The organism is Lachnoclostridium sp. MSJ-17 (assembly GCF_018918205.1).
GTDB lineage: Bacteria > Bacillota > Clostridia > Oscillospirales > Acutalibacteraceae > Ruminococcoides.
Genome location: NZ_JAHLQB010000088.1, coordinates 1 through 21,818, shown reverse-complemented (window position 1 = coordinate 21,818; position 21,818 = coordinate 1). Strand labels below are relative to the sequence as shown.

Annotated in this window: 22 protein-coding genes; 19 read left to right on the top strand and 3 right to left on the bottom strand. The window is 51.1% G+C overall.

The genetic code is table 11. The features are described 5' to 3' along the window. Nucleotides 1-121 precede the first annotated feature (121 nt). Nucleotides 122-1,318, top strand: a complete 1,197-nt coding sequence (locus KQI64_RS07780) for a serine hydrolase domain-containing protein (RefSeq protein WP_216524142.1) — start codon at nt 122-124, stop codon at nt 1,316-1,318. Nucleotides 1,319-1,390: 72 nt separating this feature from the next. Next, nucleotides 1,391-2,233, top strand: a complete 843-nt coding sequence (locus KQI64_RS07775; RefSeq protein WP_216524141.1) for a hypothetical protein — start codon at nt 1,391-1,393, stop codon at nt 2,231-2,233. 25 nt (nt 2,234-2,258) lie between these two features. Here KQI64_RS07775 and KQI64_RS07770 read toward each other — a convergent pair whose 3' ends face one another. Then, nucleotides 2,259-2,831, bottom strand: coding sequence for an HAD-IB family phosphatase (locus KQI64_RS07770; RefSeq protein ID WP_216524140.1), 573 nt, complete (start codon nt 2,829-2,831; stop codon nt 2,259-2,261). A 136-nt stretch (nt 2,832-2,967) separates the two neighbouring features. On the opposite strand from KQI64_RS07770, the gene KQI64_RS07765 reads away from it, so the two are divergent. The 10 genes from KQI64_RS07765 to KQI64_RS07720 all read left to right on the top strand — a co-directional run bounded on the left by KQI64_RS07765 (nt 2,968) and on the right by KQI64_RS07720 (nt 12,159). Continuing rightward, a complete protein-coding gene (locus KQI64_RS07765; RefSeq protein ID WP_216524139.1) occupies nt 2,968-3,831 on the top strand; it encodes a DUF5685 family protein in 864 nt (287 codons plus the stop codon). Then, the gene (locus tag KQI64_RS07760; protein ID WP_216524138.1) at nt 3,828-4,451 is read left to right on the top strand and encodes a J domain-containing protein; all 624 of its coding nucleotides are present in this window, start codon (nt 3,828-3,830) and stop codon (nt 4,449-4,451) included. Before KQI64_RS07765 ends, KQI64_RS07760 begins: the two co-directional genes overlap by 4 nt. Before the next feature lies 1 nt (nt 4,452). Next, nucleotides 4,453-5,004 (top strand): hypothetical protein, encoded by a 552-nt coding sequence (locus KQI64_RS07755; protein WP_216524137.1) that lies wholly within the window; start codon nt 4,453-4,455, stop codon nt 5,002-5,004. A 79-nt stretch (nt 5,005-5,083) separates the two neighbouring features. Further along, nucleotides 5,084-7,516 carry an SH3 domain-containing protein gene (locus KQI64_RS07750; RefSeq protein ID WP_216524136.1) on the top strand — a complete coding sequence of 811 codons (2,433 nt, stop codon included), beginning with the start codon at nt 5,084-5,086 and terminating at the stop codon, nt 7,514-7,516. A 15-nt stretch (nt 7,517-7,531) separates the two neighbouring features. Then, entirely contained in the window at nt 7,532-8,329 is a 798-nt protein-coding gene (gene proC / locus KQI64_RS07745) for a pyrroline-5-carboxylate reductase (RefSeq protein ID WP_216524135.1), read from the top strand. 145 nt (nt 8,330-8,474) lie between these two features. Continuing rightward, nucleotides 8,475-9,056 (top strand): hypothetical protein, encoded by a 582-nt coding sequence (locus tag KQI64_RS07740; RefSeq protein WP_216524134.1) that lies wholly within the window; start codon nt 8,475-8,477, stop codon nt 9,054-9,056. A 14-nt stretch (nt 9,057-9,070) separates the two neighbouring features. Continuing rightward, complete coding sequence (locus KQI64_RS07735) at nt 9,071-10,033, top strand: DUF624 domain-containing protein (RefSeq protein ID WP_216524133.1); 963 nt, start codon at nt 9,071-9,073, stop codon at nt 10,031-10,033. Then, entirely contained in the window at nt 10,034-10,681 is a 648-nt protein-coding gene (locus tag KQI64_RS07730; RefSeq protein ID WP_216524132.1) for a hypothetical protein, read from the top strand. It abuts the gene before it with no gap. Between the two features lie 9 nt (nt 10,682-10,690). Further along, nucleotides 10,691-11,095 (top strand): lipocalin family protein, encoded by a 405-nt coding sequence (locus KQI64_RS07725; protein ID WP_216524131.1) that lies wholly within the window; start codon nt 10,691-10,693, stop codon nt 11,093-11,095. Nucleotides 11,096-11,106: 11 nt separating this feature from the next. Next, a complete protein-coding gene (locus tag KQI64_RS07720) occupies nt 11,107-12,159 on the top strand; it encodes an acyltransferase family protein (RefSeq protein ID WP_216524130.1) in 1,053 nt (350 codons plus the stop codon). 33 nt (nt 12,160-12,192) lie between these two features. Here KQI64_RS07720 and KQI64_RS07715 read toward each other — a convergent pair whose 3' ends face one another. Next, nucleotides 12,193-12,420, bottom strand: a complete 228-nt coding sequence (locus tag KQI64_RS07715) for a hypothetical protein (protein ID WP_216524129.1) — start codon at nt 12,418-12,420, stop codon at nt 12,193-12,195. 226 nt (nt 12,421-12,646) lie between these two features. On the opposite strand from KQI64_RS07715, the gene pyrE reads away from it, so the two are divergent. The 7 genes from pyrE (at nt 12,647) to KQI64_RS07680 (ending at nt 20,942) form a co-directional block, all read left to right on the top strand. Beyond that, entirely contained in the window at nt 12,647-13,327 is a 681-nt protein-coding gene (gene pyrE, locus KQI64_RS07710; protein WP_216524128.1) for an orotate phosphoribosyltransferase, read from the top strand. Between the two features lie 12 nt (nt 13,328-13,339). Further along, nucleotides 13,340-14,023, top strand: a complete 684-nt coding sequence (locus KQI64_RS07705; RefSeq protein ID WP_216524127.1) for a JAB domain-containing protein — start codon at nt 13,340-13,342, stop codon at nt 14,021-14,023. Between the two features lie 3 nt (nt 14,024-14,026). After that, nucleotides 14,027-15,985, top strand: coding sequence for an excinuclease ABC subunit UvrB (gene uvrB, locus KQI64_RS07700; RefSeq protein WP_216524126.1), 1,959 nt, complete (start codon nt 14,027-14,029; stop codon nt 15,983-15,985). 14 nt (nt 15,986-15,999) lie between these two features. Then, nucleotides 16,000-17,985 (top strand): DNA gyrase/topoisomerase IV subunit B, encoded by a 1,986-nt coding sequence (locus KQI64_RS07695; RefSeq protein WP_216524125.1) that lies wholly within the window; start codon nt 16,000-16,002, stop codon nt 17,983-17,985. 13 nt (nt 17,986-17,998) lie between these two features. Beyond that, nucleotides 17,999-20,236 (top strand): DNA gyrase subunit A, encoded by a 2,238-nt coding sequence (locus KQI64_RS07690; RefSeq protein WP_216524124.1) that lies wholly within the window; start codon nt 17,999-18,001, stop codon nt 20,234-20,236. A 104-nt stretch (nt 20,237-20,340) separates the two neighbouring features. Beyond that, complete coding sequence (secG, locus tag KQI64_RS07685) at nt 20,341-20,595, top strand: preprotein translocase subunit SecG (RefSeq protein ID WP_216524123.1); 255 nt, start codon at nt 20,341-20,343, stop codon at nt 20,593-20,595. Between the two features lie 86 nt (nt 20,596-20,681). After that, complete coding sequence (locus tag KQI64_RS07680; RefSeq protein WP_216524122.1) at nt 20,682-20,942, top strand: pro-sigmaK processing inhibitor BofA family protein; 261 nt, start codon at nt 20,682-20,684, stop codon at nt 20,940-20,942. Here KQI64_RS07680 and KQI64_RS07675 read toward each other — a convergent pair. Next, entirely contained in the window at nt 20,939-21,541 is a 603-nt protein-coding gene (locus KQI64_RS07675) for a DUF4364 family protein (protein WP_216524121.1), read from the bottom strand. The two genes, KQI64_RS07680 and KQI64_RS07675, sit on opposite strands and share 4 nt — an antisense overlap. Nucleotides 21,542-21,818 lie beyond the last annotated feature (277 nt).

The following is a 21,818-nucleotide window of genomic DNA, read 5'->3' as shown; positions in this document are numbered from 1 at the left end:
TCCAAAAAATCTCGGCAAGGCGTCAGCCTTACCTCAATTTATTTGTGCACTCTGACGAAAAATCTAACTTCGCAATCCGCACACCGTAATTGTGTGGTATTGCCTATAGAAGGTGATTGATTTGTCCGGACTCATCAAGACAATAATCTGTGTACCGCTTGCCGCGTGCATGCTGCTTTGCGGCTGCGGTTCTGAGCAGGAATCACAGCAGGAAACGACCGCTGAGACCACCGCGGCGCCTACTACCGTACAGGTGAAGCCTGCGGGCACAATTGACGAGGCGGCTAACGTCAAGCATTATGATTTTCTCTCCATTAAGCAAAAGACAAACGAGATAACCTCCGCGTTCAACGACTATGTATCGGAGAGACGTTTCAAGGGCGTAATCTACACCAAGCTCGGCAACGATTTTGAATATCTGAGCACGACAGGTTCTTCGGATGCCATTAATCATAAGAACAACTCGATCAACACGAGGTTCTATATAGGCTCCATCACGGAGCAGATGACCGCGGCAGCTGTTCTCTCTCTTGTTGACAGCGGCAAGCTAAGCCTTGACGATACGATTGACAAATTCTTTCCCGATTACAAATACGGCGGGGATATTACCGTTGATAACCTGCTCAACATGACCTCGGGCATTCCTAACTACATTGTCCGCAGCGATATCAGCGATATGGCGGCAAATCTGCACATTGCCATCAATGATGAAATCAAGGAGGACAACTCCTTTGAGGAAAACAAGTCTGTCATCCTCGACTGGATCCTTTCGCAGGATCTGCACTTTGAACCTTCGACCTCGTTTGAGAATTCCGACAGCAACTACTATCTCCTCGGCGATATTATAGCCAAGGCAAGCTCAGAGAGCTACAGAGATTATATGTATTCCGCGGTTTTCAAGCCTCTTGCGATGAACGCGACCTCGTGTGAGCCGGACGATAAGCTTGCTCTCCCGTATGACGGCGATTCCGAGGGAGAAAAGCTCTGCTACAGCGGCGTAGGATATTCAGCCTGCGGAATGATCTCAAACATTTCCGATCTGCTCAAGTGGACGGACGGGATTTTTTACGACAAAATCCTCAGCGATGAATCTATAAACAAGATGCGCACGTCGAAAGAAAACGGATATTCGTGCGGAATGTATATCAGCGGCGACAGGCTATCCGCTTCGGGCAGATGCGGAGCTTATTCCTCAATTCTGAGCTATAACACCGACAAGAGTGAGATATTTGTTTCTCTCTCAAATTACAACTACTCCGACCCGTCGTATCTGCGCGGACTGTTCAGAAAATATCTGTCCAAATTCTCAGCAAGATAATCACACAACAGTTTAACCTCCATATTATGGTATTACAGTCAGACTGTAAATACTTATATGGAGGTTATATTTATGTCGGAAGTCAGCATTGACAATGAGGCTCAGACCGCGCAGAACGGCGACGGTCAGGAAGTCCGGTTTGACCCGGTCTGCATAGAAGCGCCGCGCATTTATGACAGCTGCGGCGCGAAGGATTGTCTTAAAGACCTGACGGTATTCTTCACAGCTGAGGATCAGAATTTGGTTGAGACAGCCGCTTCGGTGCGCGTCACAAAGGCGAGCGTCCTGACCGCTAATATTTCGGTCGACTCCGTCGCCTTCAACCGCGGGTACTATGCCGTTGACGTCATATTCTATATCGCGGTCGGAGCCGAGGTTTACACGGGCAAGGGTACGATTCCCGCGACGGTGACAGGTCTTGCGACCGCCTCAAAGCGCGTGGTGCTCTACGGAAGCGACGCAAACGCCAAGATTTTTTCGGGCGACAAGACGCCCGAGGTTGACGCGAGGGATTTCGAAAGCTGCGGCGGAGTTGTCAGCACCGCGCCGGATGTGACCGTTCAGGTATCCGCACCTATGGCGCTCGCTTCCTCGGTAGAGTCGGTAACGGCGCCCGATATTCTTCCGTTTGTGCCCGAGGCGGTCGCCAACTATTTCGGCGCTGAGCTTGTAGTTCCGGCAGCACAGCATATTCTCGTAACTCTCGGAATCTTTTCTATCGTTCAGCTCAGCAGAAAGGTGCAGCTGATGATTCCTTCCTACGATTTCTGCGTTCCGAGAAAGGAGTGCGCTGCCAAGACCGACGACCCGTGCGAGGTGTTCAGCAAGATCGAGTTCCCGACGGAGTCCTTCTTCCCGCCCAGCACCGCCGATAGCGATTCCTCCGGCACTCCGTTCGGCTGCGGCTGCGAATAAAAACGAAAAAAGAGGAGCTGATTTTTCAGTTCCTCTTTTCAAATTTCCATTCCGAAAGATTTTCACCCTTCACAATGTACGCTTTTTCAGCGATTTCCGCTAGGGGAGTGTCGCTGTAGCTGTCCGAGTAAAACTCCTCGATTTTTCCGCCGGGAAACTCGCTGTAAAATCTCTTTACCTTTTCTTTGCCGTGGCAGTTGATCCCGTCGTATTTTCCGGTATATTTATCCACACGCGAAGCCATCAGATAACGTATTCCGAGAATATCACATACCGGTTCAAGCAAGAATTCAGGTGACGCGGAAATAATAACATCGTCGCCCTTTTGCTGATTCAAGTAGTATTTTTTGATTTTCGCGCGGTTTAAGTTCCAGAAGTCCTTAACGTCGCGGTCGACGTCGCAGAATCTCAGAAAGCGGTACATGACCTGCTTGAAATCCGTCTTGCTGCCTTTTTTGAACAGATAGAACCTCAGAAACGCACCCAAAAGCGAGGGCGCAAGGCAGAGGATTTTTTTGTGCCGTTTCAGCGAGAAAATGTAAAAATCGGCGGTTGAATCTCCGTCGTAGATCGTCTTGTCAAAGTCATAAACATTCATTTATATCACCGCTCTTATTATACACTTCTTCAACAGTTGAATCAAGCCCTGCCAAAATTCGATTATAGAAAAAATAATTTGACAAACTATTGAAAAATCACGATATATATGGTATAATTATAAACCAAAAAATATTATGGGAGCGTATATGTTCGGATATCTGCAAATCGACAAGGCGGAACTCAAGGTCAGGGAATATGAAGCGTATAAGTCCGTTTACTGCGGTCTGTGCAGACAGCTTGGGAAGGACTATTCGGTTTTTGCGCGTTTTGCCCTGAGCTACGACTGTACGTTTTATGCGATCACCCTGATGTCTCTGAAAAGAAGCTGTACGGGCTTTCGGGACGGAAGGTGCCGGTTCAATCCCCTGAAAAAATGCAAATACGCCCTTTGTGAGGACGACTGCTACAGCAAGGCGGCGGCTCTTACGGTTATTTCGGTTTACTACAAGCTCTGCGACGATATCAACGACAGCGGCTTTTTCAGGGCTTTGGCTGTCCGTATGATAAAACCGTTTTTCTCGCACTGCAGAAAGAAAGCCGCAAAGCGATACCCTGAGCTTGATACGATTGTCCGTGATATGCTCGATTCACAGATCGAACTTGAAAAGAAGGACAAGCCGTCGATTGACGAGGCGGCGCATCCTACCGCCTGCATGCTCGCCGAAATAATGAAGGCGGAGGGCAGAAACGAGTCCGAAGCCCGCGTTTTATACGAATGCGGGTACCACCTCGGCAGGTGGGTTTATCTTATGGACGCTGCCGACGATTATGAAAAGGACAAAAAGCACGGGAGCTTCAACCCGTTTATGACGATTGAAACAGATGATTTGCGCGGATATATGAACGCTTTGCTGAGTCAGTCGCTTGCCAGAGCCTATGACGCTTACAACCTGCTGGATATCAGGGATTTCAAGGGTATTCTCGATAATATGATGCTGTTCGGATTTCCGCTGAAACAAAACAGCGTGCTGACCGGACCGCAGGGAGGAAAGAAATGAGCAATCCTTATGAGGTGCTCGGCGTTTCGCCGGGCGCTACGGATGAAGAAATAAAAAAAGCATACCGCAATCTCGCGAAAAAATATCACCCCGACAATTACGCCGACAGTCCGCTCGCCGATGTTGCGGAGCAGAAGATGAAAGAGGTAAACGAGGCATACGACGAAATAAACCGTATGCGTCAGAAGGGCAAAGGCACGGGTTCAACAGGCTCGTCAGCATACAGCTCCTCGGGTTATAATTCATCGGGCTACGGCTATTCAAAATACAACAGCGTGCGCATCTATATCCAGCGCAATATGATCAACGAGGCTGAGACCGTACTCAACGGCATTCCCGAAAACGAGCGCGACGCGGAGTGGCATTTCCTGAGAGGAATGTGTTTTTACCGCAGGGGCTGGAGCGATCAGGCAAACGCTGAATTTCAGACGGCGGTCAGCATGGATCCCAACAATCAGGAATACCGCACCGCCGTCAACAATATGAATGCCCAGCGCACCTACAATTACGGCGGCTACAACACAACCAATGTCTACGATACAGGCGGCTGCTCGGCGTGGGATATCTGTTCGGCGTGTATGTGCGCAAACTGTTTGTGCAGCTGCTGCAGGTCATGCTGATATGAAAAGTCCTATTCAGAAGCCGACCTTCAAAATCGCCCTGTGTGCGATAATAGCCGCGCTCGCGGCGGCGCTTATGCTGATGACCTCGCTGATTCCGGTCGGAACCTACGCTCTGCCGTGCTTCGCGGGAGCGTTTCTGATCGCGATAGTGGTTGAATACGGCGCAAAATGGGCGCTCGGCGTTTACGCCGTGGTGTCAGTTCTCTCGTTTTTTATCGCGGGCGACAAGGAAGCCGTGCTGTATTTCGCGCTGTTTTTCGGGTATTATCCCGTGCTCAAGGCGTTTATCGAGGGCAGACTCAGAAGCAGGGTGATCCAGTATGTATTCAAATTCGCCGTGTTCAACGCAGCGGCAGTCGGCTCGTTTTTTATCGCGACAAAGCTGCTTGCGGTTCCCGCCGAGGAATTCACGCTTTTCGGGATATATATGCCTCTCGTGTTTTTGGCGTTCGGCAACCTGTTTTTTCTGCTCTATGATTTTGCGCTCACGTCGTTTGTCATGATTTACGTCAGAAAAATCCGCGAAAAGCTTCTGCATATATTCAAATAATTTTGTCGAATTATTGCAAACAAGATCACAGTATGTTATAATTTCATAATGGAATTATTTTTGACGGGAAGGTGAAAATATGAAACAAAAAACTGTTGTCAGGATCGTCTGCATCGTGCTTGCCGCTATTCTGGCGGCGTCGGTTTTTGCGGTAGCGATACCTCTGATAACCGCGAATGCGGCGGCAAAGCCCGTAAAGGGCGGAAGCGGCTATATTTCCGACGACTACGTAAATCTGCGTTCGGGCGCGGGCACTGGCTACAATGTGCTGACCTGTATGCGTGAGGACACCGAGGTTACCTTTGAAAGCGGCGACCTCTACGGCTCGGACTGGTACAAGGTCACTGAGAAAAAGACCAATAAAACCGGCTATGTCCACAAGGACTACGTTACCGCGACAGACAGCGGCTCGTCGGGCGGCGAGGTTGTGCCCGATGATTCGTCATCATCTTCCGGCTCGACAGGCTATATCAACGACGACTATGTCAATCTCCGCTCCGGCGCAGGCACGGGCAATTCCGTTTTGAAGGTTATGCGCAAGGACACAAAGATAACCTTTGTCAGCACCACGGCAAAGAGCGGCTGGTACAATATCAAGCTATCCGACGGAACAACAGGCTGGGTCAGCGGCGATTACGTCACCGCCGACAAGTCGTCCTCGGGCGGCAGCAGTTCGGGCGGCGGCAGTTCCTCGTCAGCGTCGACGGGTTATGTCAACGAGGACTATGTAAACCTCCGAAAGGGCGCGGGTACCGGCAACGCGGTTATCACCTGCATGCGCAAAAACACGAAGTTCACGCTCGTCAGTGAAAAGCCCACCGGCGACTGGTACAATATCAAGACATCTGACGGAGATACCGGCTGGGTCATCAAGGACTACATAACCATTGAAAAGAACAGCTCCTCGGGCGGAAGTTCATCGTCCGGCGGAGGTTCGTCCTCGGGAAGCATCAGCCTCTCGACAACCTCAGAAACCATATACACTGGCAACCAGCTCGCTATCAACGCCAAGGGCGGCTCGGTCAAGTGGTCAAGCTCCGATTCTTCTGTAGCTTCGGTAAACTCAGACGGCGTAGTGACCGCCAAGAGCTCCGGTACCGCGAAAATCACCGCGACCTCGGGCAGCTCGTCCGCAAGCTGCAATATCACCGTCAAGTCGGGCAGCAGCGTCAATATCTCCTGCACAAGCATCGAGAATATGCGCCGCGGCAAGTCAGTTCTGCTCAAGTCCACAACCTCGGGCGTTAAGTGGAAATCGTCAAACACAAAAATCGCTACGGTTGACGGCGGCATTGTCGACACGCAGTCGCAGAACGGCTTCGTCACCATAACCGCCTACACCTCAGGCGGCGCCGCGACCTGCCTGATCGAGGTTATCGGCAGAGACAATATCCGTTTTGTTTACGCGACTCCGAACTCCGCGCCGAAGGGCTCGAACGTCACCTTCAAGGCAATTACCGATACCGACCGCGTCGGCGTGTACTTTGTTGTCACCGACGGCTCGACCTCGTACACCGTCAACGCTTCAAAGGAAAAGACCGAGTCCGGCACTATCCTCTGGTCGGGTACCCAGAAGCTCAACAGCTCCGGCAAGTGGACGTTCAAGGCGTATTCAAAATTTGTCGACTACGATAAATATCTCACCACGCCCGTCAACGGACAGGGAGAGGTCTTTGTTACAAACTCAACCGACAAGACCACAACGGTCACGGGTGAAAGACGCGCGAGCGACGAGGTAATCAATCTGATTTCGGTATTTGAAGGCTACCTGCCCGAGCTTACCGCAGACGCGATCACCTCCGATCCCACGATCGGCTACGGCAAGGTCATCACCACAAACGAGCAGTTCTACAACAATGTCACACGCAACGAGGCTTACGCCTATCTCTGCGATACCGTCAACACGGGCGGCTATACAACGAGAACAAACGCTTTCCTGACCTCTAACGACGTCAAGTTCAACCAGCAGCAGTTTGACTCTCTCGTGTCCTTTGCGTACAACGTCGGTTCTTACGCGATCACCAACGACAGCGATCTGCGCTCTGTTCTGCTCAATACGGGAACAGGCTCCTCGTCGGCGACGGTCAAATCCGGCGGCAGCGGCTTTGTCAACGACGATTATGTCAACCTGCGTTCCGGCGCGGGCACGGGCTATTCCGTCGTCACTACGCTGAGCGAGAACACAAAGTTCACCTTTGAGGACGGCAAGCTGTACAATTCGAGCTGGTATAAAATCAAGCTCTCCAACGGAACTACGGGCTATATTTACTCGCAGTACGCTTCAGCTTCCGGCGGCTCGGGCAGCCGCGACCTCAACAACGTCAGCAAGTCGCAGTATGTTTCCAACTTCTTCCAGTGGCACCACGCCGCGGGCGATTGCTGGTGGGGACTTCTCTACAGACGAATCGACGAGGCGGAGATGTTCTTCTACGGCGACTATGAGAACGACGGCTGGCTCAATAAATACGGATTCAGCTATTCCTGCTCACGCAGCAGCGGATTCAGCATATAAAAGAAGGATAATAAAATGAAAAAAATCGGATTTATCGGCGCGGGCAATATGGCGACCGCGATCATAAAGGGCATAATCGCCCGCAACGGAAACGCTGACAACATCAATGTATTTGATATCAGCGAGGAAAAACAAAATCTGATGAAACAGCTTGGAGCCGCGGTCTGCGGCTCCTGCGCTGATGTAACAGAGAAAAGCGATATCATCGTTCTCGCGGTCAAGCCGCAGCACTACGCCGACGCTATCGCTTCGCTCAGGGACGCGGCAACAGAGGACAAGACCTTTGTGTCTATTGCCGCGGGAATCTCGATAAGCTATGTACAGAAAGCTCTCGGCAAGGCGTGTCCCGTAGTCAGGGTCATGCCCAACACTCCTCTGCTTCTCGGCAAGGGAGCTTCCGCGCTCTGTCCGTCTGATAACATCCGGGACGAGGACAAGCAGATCGTCGAGGAGCTTTTCGCGGGCAGCGGCGTCTGCGAGTATATCTCCGAGGAGCACATGAACGAGATCATTTCCGTCAACGGCTCAAGCCCCGCCTATATTTATCTTTTTGCCAAGGCTATGGCTGATTATGCCGAATCCTGCGGCATCGACTACGACAAAGCGATGAACCTTATCTGCGCTACGCTCGAGGGTTCTGCCGCTATGCTCAGAGAGAGCGGCGACAGCGCCGACGTGCTTATCGAAAAGGTCAGCTCAAAGGGCGGAACGACGATCGCGGCTCTCAACAAGCTGCGCGAGCACGGCTTCACCGAGGCTGTACGCGACGCTATGCAGGCGTGCACCGACCGCGCGGAGGAGCTCGGCAAATAAGAATATTTTACACACATTCCTCATATTCTTTAACGGACAAGTTAAAGAAAGGAATGTTTCAGTGAAAGGCATAGTATTTTCATTCAAAAAACCGCGTTCGATCGTTCGGAGTCCGCGTTTAAGGATTCCCGGTGTCGTATCCGGATTGAGAAAAAACGGCATAACCATTATTTTTGCAGCTGTTCTGCTTTTGGGTCTTGTATTAGGAGCCGCGTACGCTCACTGTACGGACGAGGGCATGCTGAAAGCTCTCGACTTTCTGTTTGCGACTAACCTGAAGGCTCGTCTTACAAAGAGTGCCTTGGGAATATTCAGCGCGTGCTTTGCCTCGGATTTTATCTTTCTCACAGCGGTTTATCTGTCCGGGCTTGCTCCGTGGGGACTGCCTTTTCAGCTCCTTACGGTGCTTTTCAAGGGCTTCGGAACAGGGCTTACGGCGGCGTATCTGGTAATCAAGAACGGTTTCAACGGCTTTGGATTTTATCTTCTGGTGCTTTTGCCCGGAACCTTTCTTTTCTGCATTGCGCTCACGGGCTTTTCGGCTCTCGCTCTGCCGTTGTCGGTAAGTCAGTTCAGGCTGCTTGTTTCTAAAAATCCGCCCGGCGAAATTTTGCGCGAACGTTTTTTGCGCTACAGCTCGCGGTATGTATCCGCGCTTATTATGACATTTTTTGCCTCGCTTCTCGATACTGTCCTCTGGACCCTGTTCGCGGGAGCGTTTTGGTAATATTGGAGGAACTTATGGCAAATGAAAACAAAACCCTGCCGATCGCGCGGGTGTTCAGCAACCTGTTTCACGGGTTTCCGAAGCTGTTGCTGACCAATCTTTTATTTGCGATACCCGCCGCGGCGTTTTTCGCGGTTTTCTACGCGATAAATACCCTGACAGGGCTCAATTCGTTTTTTGTAATACTGTTCACAGTGATCCCGCTGTTCCCGTTTTACGCGGGCGTGGTAAGCGTTGCGCTTCACATCGCGAAGGGCGAGACGGACGTGGACGTGTGCAGAACTTATTTTGCAAACGTCAAGGAAAACTTTTCGCGTTTCCTGGTTCACGGCATTTTGTTTTACATAGCCGCGTTCTTTACATACTACTCAATAACTCTTTACTATCGCATGGGCGCGGAGAATGCAGTCTTTTATGTGTTGATGGCATTCTGCATTCTGCTTGGCGTTATGCTGATGTTCTTCTTTTTCCATGTTCCTCTGATGACAGTCAGCTTTGAGCTCCCGATGAAGGCGATTTACCGCAACGGTTTTCTTATGAGCTTCGGCGAGCTTAAATCCAACCTTGCCGCGACCTTCGGCTTGTTTTTGATGCTTGTCGTGGCGTCGTCGTTTTTGATTTGCTGCGGCGGAAATCCTGTCGCGATTGCGATCGTCACCGCAGTTTTAGCGCTGTTTATACTTCCCTCGGTCACGGCGTTTATAATTAATTCCGCGATCTACAAGAGAATGTACGTTATGATAACCGACCGCGAGGCGCAGACCCGCAAGGTGGACAAGCGCCTGAGCGAGAAATACACAGAGCTTGAAAATCTTCGCCGCAAAAAGGCTGAGGAGGATACCGCCGACCAGCTGCGAAAGCTCGAGATCGATGAATCCGCCGACGGCGACGAATATTTATATTTTAACGGAAAAATGATAAAGCGCAGCGTTCTGATCAAAATGAAACACGCTGCTGAAGAAAGCGGGGAAGAATAAATGGCAGGAAAACACAGTCAGAAGAGCTCAAACGCTCCTCTTGTTATTTTGATAATTGTAGCGATTCTTGTCGTAGGCGCAATAGTCGGAGCGGCGATCTTCTTTATGAACGGCGGCTTGTCGATCTTCAATCAGCAGGAGACAACTGCTCCCGCTGTTACAGAGGTCACGACGCAGGCTGAGGCTCCCACAACGCAGTCAGCTGAGGCTCAGACTACTGCTCCGGAAGAAACAACAAAGGCTCAGAGTGAAGCGACCACCGCTCCCGACGAGGGAGTACACACCGACGACACACCGGTAGATATCGCGGTTCCGACAGACCCCGGGGTAGAGGTCAGCTATTTCAACGCAACCTTTATTCCGAACGGCAAGGTTGACGACAACCTCACCGGCGGTTCGGCTACACTTCGCGAGGTATTCGGCTCGGGCTACAGCGACGGAGTGCTGACCTTCAACGAGGACGGCACCTTCAAGGACACGCTGATCTCGAGCGAGTCAAACCGCGGCGCTTATGTAGTGCAGGACAAGACGATCCACGCGACCTATACCAACGATAAGAATATGCGCATCGAAGTAACCTCATGGGACGGCGGCACACCTTCTGAATTCAACATTCAGTACGGCGATTACACCGTTTATTTCGGGTAGGTGAGAGCCATGAAAAAAGCAGCGCTCATTTCAGCCTTTGCCGCGGCGCTTATATGCCTTATTGTATTTACGGCTTGTAACGGCTCGGTGAATCTCAGCGATACCCTCTGGATTCCGGCTTCGGCGAATAACGCAAGCGGCGACGAGGTTGATATCCGCGAGGTCTACAATTCTCATTATTCAAATTATCAGGGTTCGCTAAGCTTTTCGTCGAACGGTACCTTTGAGCTTTGGCTCAGTGCCGGAGACCCGACCGACGGTACTCACACGGGTACATATGAGCTTGCAGGCGACAAAATCAACGTTCTCTTTGACGACGACACCCAGTCGCAGTTCGATATTGTCACAAAGGGCGGCGAACAGTGCATGGTTGTGACATATGACGGCTACGACGTCTATTTTACAAAGCAGTAAGGAGCTTTATTTTGAGTACGGAAGTAAAAACTATTCCCAACGCGAAGGAACGGATTTATCTGTATGACAACGTCAAATGTCTAGCGATAATCCTTGTTGTCATCGGCCACGCAGTCAACTACATGACCGATTTTGACGGCTACACCCTCGAAAAGGCTTTATATGTGATGATTTACTCATTCCATATGCCGCTTTTCCTCTTTGTCAGCGGACTTTTCCTCAAGCCCATGAACGCCGAGACCAAATTCCCGAAATACAAGGTTCTCGCGTTTGTGCTCATCGGTCTGGTGCTTCGCATGATCACCGCGGTAGTCCGGATGTGCACGGGACTTCCGCCGGTATACGCGACCTTCGAGATCTACGACACCTATACATGGTTCATGTGGGCGATGGCTGTGTTCACTGCCCTTGTCTGGGCGTTCCGCAAGTTTGACGGAAAATTCGTCATGCTTTTCGCGCTTCTCGTCGGTATTATGGCGGGCTTCGACAGAAATCTCGGCGACGAGTTTGCGCTCATGCGCATCGCCGTATTCTTCCCGGTGTTCCTTCTGGGCTATTACCTCGACCCCGTAGAGCTCTACCGCTTTCTAAATAAAAAGAAGTTCAAAATCATCGCGGCGGCGTTTCTGGCTGCCTGTCTCGCGGCGTTTTTGTTCCTGCTGTTTTTCCACCGCGAGTTCCTGTTCTCATTCAGACCTATATTCACTGGAAGGAACCGCTATACCGCTCTCGACAGCAGACAAATGCTCGGACCGCTGTACAGAATCGTCTCGTACATAATCGGTATCGGCGTCAGCCTTGCCCTGATCTGCCTTTTGCCGAACAAAAACCTCGGCTATGTTTCGGGCATCGGCGCAAAGACTCTCCAGATTTATTTCTGGCACAGGAGCTTCCTTATCATTTTCGAGGAGCTTCATGTCTACGAACGCATCGAGCGCTTCACAGGCAGCTTAGCGGCGACGGTCATTTATCTTATTATTGCCGTCGGACTGGTGCTCCTGTGTTCGCTGCCGGTATTCTCGTTCCCGACAAAGCAAATTCTCGGCATCGCGAAAAAACAATAACTTCGCAGCTCCCGCTCCGGCGGGAGTTTTTTGTTACCCGGAAACGTACCATCTCATGCTGTCGAAGTATATCTCCCTGATTTTTCCTAGAATAATACAGGTGTATTTAATGCCTGTCGCCCCGTTGATGTCGGGCTTGAAATACCTCACGTCGATTACCTCGCTTATGGGGTATTCGGCGCCGTTATCCCAGATAATACGCACGGGAAGCATAGTTCCGTCGCGTTCAAAAATCGCGTCAATTCGAATATATTTTTTCATAGTATCATCTCAAGAATCGAATGCATGTTTGCTTGTTGCTTATATTATAGAACGGGCGTTCGAAAAAGTCAACAGGTATTTTCAGCCGATTTTTTAATTTCAAATCCTGAAACACAATATATTCGGTTACATAAATGTAAATTCTGTGGACAAAATCAATATCTTGTGGTAAAATAAATTGTTAACAACAATCAAACAAATATTTGATGTTTTATGGAGGTCTGTTATGGAAGCGTACAAAAAGGAATTTATTGAATTTATGGTAGATTGTCAGGTGCTGAAATTCGGCGACTTTGTTACAAAAAGCGGAAGAAAAACCCCGTTTTTCGTAAACACCGGTTTTTACAGGACAGGAGCCCAGCTCCGCAGACTCGGCGCGTACTATGCCGAGGCAATCAACAACGCGTTCGGACTTGATTTTGACGTGCTGTTCGGACCTGCCTACAAGGGTATCCCGCTTTCCGTCGCTGCGTCTATCGCTGTCAGCGAGAAGTACGGCGCCGATATCCGCTATTGCTCCAACCGCAAGGAAATCAAAGACCACGGCGACAAGGGAATTCTCCTCGGAAGCCCCATAAACGACGGCGACAAGGTCGTAATTATCGAGGACGTAACGACCGCCGGAACCTCAATCGGCGAGACTCTCCCTATCATCAAGGCTCAGGGCGATGTAAATCCCATCGGTCTTGTGGTTTCCGTTGACCGTATGGAAAGAGGTCAGGGCGAAAAGAGCGCGCTTGCGGAAATCGAGGAGACCTACGGCTTAAAGACCACCGCTATCGTAACCATGGCGGAGGTTGTCGAGCATCTTTATAACAGGGAGTACAAGGGCAGAGTTGTCATCGACGACAAGCTCAAGGCGGCGATCGACGCCTACTACGAGCAGTACGGTGTTAAGAACGAATAACGGTGAATAATAATGGGAGATAACAAGAAATCCGAGCATTCGGGACACAGAGAGCGTATAAGACGCCGTTTTATCGAAAACGGTCTCGACGGCTTTGAGGAGCATCAGGCGCTTGAGCTGTACCTGTTTTACGCGATTCCGCGTAAGGACACAAATCCGCTCGCGCACAGACTGCTCGAACGCTATCTCAATATCAGCGGAGTATGCGACGCTCCGATAGACGAGCTGCAGAGGGATTTCGGACTTTCAGAGAGCGCCGCGACGCTTCTAAAGCTGCTTCCCGAGATGTCGCGCCTGTATACCGAGTCCAAAAAGTCGGATAATAACCTTATCGACCCCGAAACGGTGGGCGAGGTCATGACGCGCAAATTTATAGGAAGAACCAGCGAGGCGGTTGCGCTTCTTCTGGGCAATGCAAAGGGAAGGATCCTGTACCTTGACATCGTAGCCAAGGGCTCGGTGAATTCCTCGGATCTACCGCTCCGCAAAATCGTTGATCTGGCTATCCGCCACAACGCGAGAACCGCATATGTCGCTCATAACCATCCCAGCGGTTCCTTGCTTCCGTCCCGCGCGGATATCGACGTGACAAAGCTGCTTGACAGCACGCTTGCGTCCGTCGGAGTTCATCTTCTCGACCATTTTATTGTAGCGGACAACGAGTATGTCTCGCTGCGTGAATATGATTTGATATAAGTTATGGATTTTAAGCTTCATTCAAAGTACAAACCAACGGGCGACCAGCCTCAGACGATCGACAGGCTCGTTTCGAGCATTCAGGCGGGCAACAAGGAGCAGACCCTGCTCGGTGTCACCGGCTCCGGCAAGACCTTTACAATGGCAAACGTCATTGAGCGTATGAACCGGCCGGCTCTTGTCCTCGCGCACAACAAGACCCTCGCGGCTCAGCTGTGCAGCGAGTTCAAGGAGTTCTTTCCCGAGAATTCTGTCGAGTATTTCGTGTCCTACTACGACTACTACCAGCCCGAGGCGTATGTAGCTCAGACCGACACCTACATCGAAAAGGACAGCTCGATAAACGACGAGATCGACAAGCTCAGGCACAGCGCGACGCTTGCGCTTTCCGAACGCAGGGACGTTATCATCGTCGCGTCCGTGTCATGTATCTACAGCCTCGGCAACCCGATCGATTACCGCAACATGGTTATCTCTCTGCGCCCGGGAATGGAAAAAAGCCGCGACGAGCTTGTCAGGAAGCTCGTTGAGCTGCAATACGAGCGCAACGACATCAATTTTATAAGAAATAAATTCAGAGTCAGAGGAGACGTAGTCGAGATTTTTCCCGCGTCCTCCAATGACTCAATAATCCGCGTAGAATTCTTCGGCGACGAGATTGACCGCATATCTGAAATCAATCCGCTCACCGGCGAGCTCAAGGCTATTCTGCGCCACGCGGCGATATATCCCGCGTCGCACTATATCGTGTCAAGGGATAAGATGCAGACCGCCCTCGCGGAAATCGAGCGCGAGCTCGAGGAAAGACTGTTGTATTTCCGCGAAAACGGCAAGCTGCTCGAGGCGCAGCGCATTGAACAGCGCACGCGCTACGATATGGAAATGCTGCAGGAAATCGGCTTTTGCTCCGGCATCGAGAATTATTCGAGGATACTTTCGGGCAGAGCGCCGGGCTCGTCTCCGTACACGCTGCTCGACTATTTCCCGAAGGATTTCCTGCTCATTGTCGACGAATCCCACGTGACGCTCCCGCAGGTGAGGGGTATGTACGCGGGTGACAGAGCGAGAAAAAAGAGCCTTATCGACTACGGCTTCCGCCTGCCCTCAGCATACGACAACCGCCCGCTCAACTTTGACGAGTTCTATGAGCGCGTCAATCAGGCGGTGTTTGTCAGCGCGACCCCGGGTGATTTCGAGCTTGAAAAGAGCGCGACAGTAGCCGAGCAGATCATCAGACCCACGGGACTTCTCGACCCTGAGATCTCTGTCCGCCCGACAGAGGGACAGCTCGACGATCTTGTGTCCGAAATCAATTTGCGCACAGAGAAGAAGCAGCGCGTCCTCGTAACTACCCTCACGAAGAAGATGGCTGAGGATCTGACCTCTTACCTCGAAACAATGGGAATCAAGGTGCGGTACATGCACCACGATATCGACACCGTCGAGCGCATGGAGATCGTACGCGATCTGCGCCTCGGCGAGTTTGACGTGCTTGTCGGAATAAACCTTCTGCGCGAAGGTCTCGACATTCCGGAGGTATCTCTCGTCGCTGTTCTCGACGCCGACAAGGAAGGCTTTCTGCGCAGCACGCGCTCGCTTATCCAGATCGTCGGACGAGCCGCGCGAAACAGCGAAGGCACGGTCATCATGTACGCCGACAGCGTCACCGAGTCTATGCGTGTGGCGATCGAGGAGACAAACCGCCGCCGCGAGATCCAGAGCGCCTACAACGAGGAACACGGCATCGTTCCAAAGACGATCGTCAAGAAGGTCAGCGACATAATCGAAATTTCCACTCACACCGACAGTGAGTTCAAGAATACAAAGAAGCTTACCAAGGCTCAGCGTCAGCAGCTCATTGAAAGCCTGACTAAGGAGATGAAGGCAGCCGCGAGACTGCTCGAATTTGAGCACGCGGCGTATCTCAGAGATAAAATCAAGAAGCTGCGCTCAGAAAAATAGGAGAAGTATTTGTAATGGCAAGAAAAAAGACGAACGAATACGGCAACGACAGTATCACCACGCTGAAAGGCGCCGAAAGGGTCAGAAAACGCCCTTCGGTAATCTTCGGCTCAGACGGTCTTGAGGGCTGTCAGCACTCGGTATTCGAAATCCTTTCCAACTCAATCGATGAAGCGCGCGAGGGCTACGGCAAAAAAATTGTCGTAACCCGTTTTGCTGACGGCTCGATCGAGGTAGAGGACTTCGGTCGCGGCATTCCCGTTGATTACAACGAGAAGGAAGAACGCTACAACTGGGAGCTGGTGTTCTGCGAGATGTACGCGGGCGGAAAGTACAACAATAACGAAGGCGAGAGCTATGAGTTTTCTCTCGGCATGAACGGTCTTGGCTTGTGCTCGACTCAGTACGCCTCACAGTACATGGACGTAGATATCCGCCGCGACGGTTACCGCTACTCTCTGCATTTCGAGAAGGGCGAAAACATCGGCGGCCTTAAAAAGGAGCCGTACTCAAAGCGCGATACGGGGTCAAAAATCACATGGAAGCCCGACCTCGAGGTGTTCACCGACATCGATATTCAGCCAGAGTATTTTCTTGATGTAATGAAGCGTCAGGCGATAGTCAACGCCGGCGTGGAGTTTATCTTCCGCAATCAGGTCGGCAGGACCTTTGAAACTACCACCTTCAATTACGCGAACGGAGTGGTTGACCATGTAGCGGAGCTTATCGGCGAAAACGGACTTACCACCGTTCAGCACTGGGAAACCGAGGTCAAGACCCGCGACCGCGACGACAAGCCCGAATACAAGTGCAAGATGAACATCGCCGTAGCCTTTTCAAACAAGGTCAATGCCACCGAGTACTACCACAATTCCAGCTGGCTCGAATACGGCGGCGCTCCCGATAAGGCGGTGCGCAACGCGTTTGTATATCAGATCGACAATTATTTAAAGAATAACAATAAATACAACAAGTCCGAGGGCAAGATCAAATTCGACGATGTTGAAGACTGCCTTGTCTGCGTGATTTCCTCATTCTCGAGCGTGTCCTCCTACGAGAACCAGACCAAGAAGGCGGTCACAAACAAGGGCATTCAGGACGCTATGACAGCCTTCCTGCGACAGAGCCTTGAGATTTATTTCATCGAGAACCCGCTCGAGGCAGAGAAAATCGCCGAGCAGGTGCTTGTCAACAAGCGCAGCCGCGAAAACGCCGAAAAGACTCGTCTTAACATAAAAAAGAAGCTCTCAGGCAACCTCGACATGACAAACCGCGTCGAGAAATTTGTCGACTGCCGCAGCAAGGATATTTCCGTAAGAGAATTATTTATCGTAGAGGGCGACTCAGCGAAGGGCGCCTGCGTTCAGGCGAGGAACCCTGATTTTCAGGCGATAATGCCGATCCGCGGCAAGATCCTCAACTGCCTCAAGGTCGATTACGACCGCATATTCAAGAGCGATATAATCACCGACCTGCTCAAGGTGCTCGGCTGCGGCGTAGAGGTCAAGTCCAAGGCGAACAAGCACCTTGCGACCTTCGACATGGACGCCCTGCGCTGGAACAAGATAATCATCTGTACCGACGCCGACGTCGACGGCTTCCATATCCGCACCATGCTTTTGACAATGATCTACCGCCTTGTGCCGACATTGCTTCACGAGGGCAAGGTGTTCATCGCCGAGTCTCCGCTGTACGAAATCACCACCAAAAACGAGGTGTATTTCGCGTATGACGAGATCGAGAAGGATAAATTCATCGAGCAGATAGGCGAGGAGAAGTTCACGATACAGCGCAGCAAGGGTCTCGGTGAAAACGAGCCCGATATGATGAACCTAACCACAATGAATCCCGAAACACGCCGTCTGATAAAGGTAATGCCCGACGACGCGGCTCAGACCGCCGAGATTTTTGACATTCTCATCGGCAACAATCTGCAGGCGCGCAAGGATTACATTGTCGAGCACGGAAACGAATACATCGATAATCTTGACGTAAGCTGAGGAGGAAGTAAAATTGGCAAGAAAAAAATCAACCAAAGCTCCGAAGCCTGCCAAGACAAAGGGAGTTATCAACGGCGCCGGCGAGGTAGTGGAGCAGCCGATAGTTTCCACGATACGCGAAAACTTCATGCCCTACGCAATGAGCGTTATTCTCTCCAGAGCGATTCCGGAAATCGACGGCTTCAAGCCGTCGCACCGAAAGCTGCTTTTTACCATGTACAAGATGGGCTTATTGAACGGCGCGCGCACGAAGTCCGCCAACATCGTTGGCGCGACTATGAAGCTCAATCCTCACGGCGATTCCGCGATTTACGACACTATGGTTCGACTTTCGCGCGGATATGAGGCTCTGCTTCACCCGTATATCGACTCAAAGGGCAACTTCGGTAAGTTTTACAGCCGCGACATGGCGTGGGCGGCTTCCAGATACACCGAGGCGAAGCTCGCTTCTATCTGTAACGAGCTTTTCCGCGACATCGACAAGGACACCGTGGATTTTGTCGACAACTACGACAACACCATGAAGGAGCCGACTCTGCTTCCGGCGACCTATCCGTCGGTTCTCGTAAACGCAAACACGGGTATAGCCGTCGGTATGGCTTCAAACATCTGCTCGTTCAATCTCAGCGAGATATGCGAGACAACGGCGGCGCTTATCCGCGACCCCGGCCACGATATCAAATCTACTCTGCCGGCTCCCGATTTCAGCGGAGGCTGTCAGATAATATACGACGAAAAGGCTTTCACTCAGGTCTACGAAACGGGCAAGGGCAGTATCCGCCTTCGCGCGAAGTATGTCTATGACAAGAGCGCAAACTGCATTGATGTTCTCTCGATTCCCGCATCGACAACCTGCGAGGTCATCATTGAGAAAATCATCGACCTCGTAAAGCAGGGCAAGGTCAAGGAAATCTCAGATATCCGCGACGAAACGGGTCTTGACGGTCTCAAAATCACAATCGATCTAAAGCGCGGCACCGACCCGGACAAGCTTATGGCAAAGCTCTTCAAGCTTACGACGCTCGAGGACAGCTATGCCTGCAATTTCAACGTGCTTATCGCCGGAGTTCCGCGTGTTCTCGGAATAAAGGAACTGCTCGACGAGTGGATAGCCTTCCGCATAGAGTGCGTCAAGCGCCGCACCTTCTATGACCGCACAAAAAAGGCGGAGCGTCTGCACCTGTTGAAGGGTCTTGAAAAAATCCTTCTCGACATCGACAAGGCAATAAAAATTATCCGCGAGACCGACGAGGAGGTCGAGGTAGTACCGAACCTGATGATCGGCTTCGGCATCGATCAGATTCAGGCGGAGTATGTAGCTGAGATCAAGCTGCGTCACCTCAACCGCGAGTATATCCTAAAGCGCACAAAGGACATCGAGGATCTGGAGCGCGAGATAGCCGAGCTCGACGATATCCTCAAGAGCAAGGCGCGTATAAAGACGATCATAGTAAAGGAGCTCAGGGCAGTCGCCGACAAGTACGGTCAGCCGCGAAAGTCCATGATCATCTACGAGGACACAGCGGTCTACACCGAGGAAGCCGAGGAGGTTCCGGATTATCCCTGCACCTTCTTCTTCACAAAGGAAGGCTATTTCAAGAAAATCACTCCTCAGTCGCTGCGCATGAGCAATGTCCACAAGCTCAAGGATGGCGACGAGATAACTCAGGAAATCGAGTTCTCAAACAACTGCGACCTGCTGTTCTTTACCGACAAGGCACAGGTCTACAAGACAAAGGCGAGCGAGTTCTCAGACACAAAGGCTTCTGTCCTCGGCGATTACGTCGCGGCGAAGCTCGGTATGGACGAGGGCGAAAACGCGGTATACATGGTCGCGACGAAGGACTACAAGGGAATCCTGCTCTTTGGTTTTGAGAACGGAAAGGCTGCCAAGGTTCCGCTCGAGGTTTACGCCACCAAGACCAACCGCAAAAAGCTCACGGGCGCGTATTCCGACAAGTGTCCGCTCGCGGATATGCTCATGCTCAGCGAGGACGGTGAAGTGCTCTTTAAGTCGTCCTCGGGCAGAATGCTTCTTGTTCACACGGGCGCTTTGGCGATCAAGACCACCCGCTCGACACAGGGCGTGGCTGTCATGAAACTCAAGAAGGGACACCGCCTGTTTGAGATAAAGCCGTATGCCGAGGGAACCTTCGCAAAGCCGCAGCGTTACCGCACAAAATCGCTGCCGGCGCTGGGAGCGCTGCCTACAAACGACGACTCAAAGGACGAGCAGTTAACGCTCATTTAAAAAATTTCAAAAAATATCTTGATATTTAAAAATTTTTATGGTAATATATAAGTTGAATAATGCAGAACAGCGGCAGACCCGCAAAATGAAAGGACGATATAGTTATGAACGCTTGGGGTATTGTACTCGGCATCTTGCTCGCGATTGTATCCATCGCAATTATTGTAGTAATTATTCTTCAGGAAGGTAACCAGCAGGGCATCGGTGTTGTTACCGGCGCTGCGGATTCCTATTTCTCAAAGAACAAGGCTCGTTCGATCGACGCTTTTCTTTCCCGCTGGACAAAGGTGTTTGCTGCGGTATTTGTACTGTTTGTAATCGCTCTTAACGTGCTCAGCTACTTCAACCTTCTCGGCTGATAGAATAATTTTAATAATCAGAGCATATGATAGACCGTCGGAATCCGGCGGTCTGTTTTTTTATCTTACGAATCGGAGATGTTCATATGCCATGGTGGGGAATAGTCATTATTTTTTTCGCGACCTTCATTGTGTTCGCCTTTCTGCATTTTGCGGCAAAAAACAAACGCCCGTTCAGACGGGCGTTGTTAAGCATGGCTCTGGGTGCGGGTACGCTGACGGCAATAAACCTCACCTCGGGCTTCACGGGCGTGTACATACCCGTCAGTCTGCTGTCGGTACTGACCTCCGTGATAGGAGGAATACCCGGGGTGACGCTGCTTCTCGCGCTTAATTTGTTTTTTTAGTCACGGGAATAGATATCCTCAAGCGCGTCGTCGATAGCCTCGCGGTTTTTTGTCATCAGCGCGAGCATGGTTTTGTAAACGGTAACGGGATAGCTCAGAAAGCTGCGCTTCATCATCTCCGCCATTTCTCTGTCGGGAGCGTAGAGCGAGAAGGAGAACAAATCGGCGTCTCCGCCCGAAACGCGGCAGTTGACCTGAAATCCGTCGTCGGTTTTGACTATGTCGACAAAGTTCTCGCGCAGAGTTTTTCTCTCGGCGAGCAGCTCAACGGCGCAGCGCAGAGCCTTTTCCTTTACGGAGTATACGAGAGTGCTCTCGAGCTGTTCGGCGACAAGCCTGCCGTTTTCGGTCAGCCTGTAGGTTTGTTCTCCGTCGACGATCTCGTCCTCTGTAATGTTTCCGCTGCGCTTGAGCTCGTCGAACGCCGCCTTGACCTCAAAAAAGTTGGCAAGCTCATATTCGCGGATAGCCTCGGTGATCACGCTTTCGGACATCTTGTCCTTAACGCTGTTAAACAGGTAACACATAAGCACCTTGATTTCGTGCTTGCTTCTCAGTCCGCCGGGAGCGATTCCCTCGTCAAAGGTATCAAACGCCATAAAACTCACCTTGTTTCCGAAAAATTTAATATCTGTGATTATTATAGCATATAATATACGAAACGGCAAATGTATTTTGCACAAAAATTATTTGACGTGGCGCAAACAATATGCTAAACTATAGTGAAGGAGGTCGAACAATGGAAAAATATATGCCCTTTATATGGATTGGCTTCGCGATCGTAATGGCTGTCGTTGAAGCGTCCACCACACAATTGGTTTCACTATGGTTTGTACTCGGCGCAGTAGCCGCAGCGATATCTACGATATTCACACC

Bases quoted from the DNA above. Each gene is read 5' to 3' on its own strand.
- KQI64_RS07775 (WP_216524141.1), top strand. From the start codon at position 1,391: ATGTCGGAAGTCAGCATTGACAATGAGGCTCAGACCGCGCAGAACGGC.
- pyrE (WP_216524128.1), top strand. From the start codon at position 12,647: ATGGAAGCGTACAAAAAGGAATTTATTGAATTTATGGTAGATTGTCAG.
- KQI64_RS07705 (WP_216524127.1), top strand. From the start codon at position 13,340: ATGGGAGATAACAAGAAATCCGAGCATTCGGGACACAGAGAGCGTATA.
- KQI64_RS07765 (WP_216524139.1), top strand. From the start codon at position 2,968: ATGGGAGCGTATATGTTCGGATATCTGCAAATCGACAAGGCGGAACTC.
- proC (WP_216524135.1), top strand. From the start codon at position 7,532: ATGAAAAAAATCGGATTTATCGGCGCGGGCAATATGGCGACCGCGATC.
- KQI64_RS07755 (WP_216524137.1), top strand. From the start codon at position 4,453: ATGAAAAGTCCTATTCAGAAGCCGACCTTCAAAATCGCCCTGTGTGCG.
- secG (WP_216524123.1), top strand. From the start codon at position 20,341: ATGAACGCTTGGGGTATTGTACTCGGCATCTTGCTCGCGATTGTATCC.
- KQI64_RS07760 (WP_216524138.1), top strand. From the start codon at position 3,828: ATGAGCAATCCTTATGAGGTGCTCGGCGTTTCGCCGGGCGCTACGGAT.
- KQI64_RS07735 (WP_216524133.1), top strand. From the start codon at position 9,071: ATGGCAAATGAAAACAAAACCCTGCCGATCGCGCGGGTGTTCAGCAAC.
- KQI64_RS07750 (WP_216524136.1), top strand. From the start codon at position 5,084: ATGAAACAAAAAACTGTTGTCAGGATCGTCTGCATCGTGCTTGCCGCT.
- KQI64_RS07680 (WP_216524122.1), top strand. From the start codon at position 20,682: ATGCCATGGTGGGGAATAGTCATTATTTTTTTCGCGACCTTCATTGTG.
- KQI64_RS07725 (WP_216524131.1), top strand. From the start codon at position 10,691: ATGAAAAAAGCAGCGCTCATTTCAGCCTTTGCCGCGGCGCTTATATGC.
- KQI64_RS07715 (WP_216524129.1), bottom strand. From the start codon at position 12,420: ATGAAAAAATATATTCGAATTGACGCGATTTTTGAACGCGACGGAACT.
- KQI64_RS07730 (WP_216524132.1), top strand. From the start codon at position 10,034: ATGGCAGGAAAACACAGTCAGAAGAGCTCAAACGCTCCTCTTGTTATT.
- KQI64_RS07675 (WP_216524121.1), bottom strand. From the start codon at position 21,541: ATGGCGTTTGATACCTTTGACGAGGGAATCGCTCCCGGCGGACTGAGA.
- KQI64_RS07770 (WP_216524140.1), bottom strand. From the start codon at position 2,831: ATGAATGTTTATGACTTTGACAAGACGATCTACGACGGAGATTCAACC.
- KQI64_RS07695 (WP_216524125.1), top strand. From the start codon at position 16,000: ATGGCAAGAAAAAAGACGAACGAATACGGCAACGACAGTATCACCACG.
- uvrB (WP_216524126.1), top strand. From the start codon at position 14,027: ATGGATTTTAAGCTTCATTCAAAGTACAAACCAACGGGCGACCAGCCT.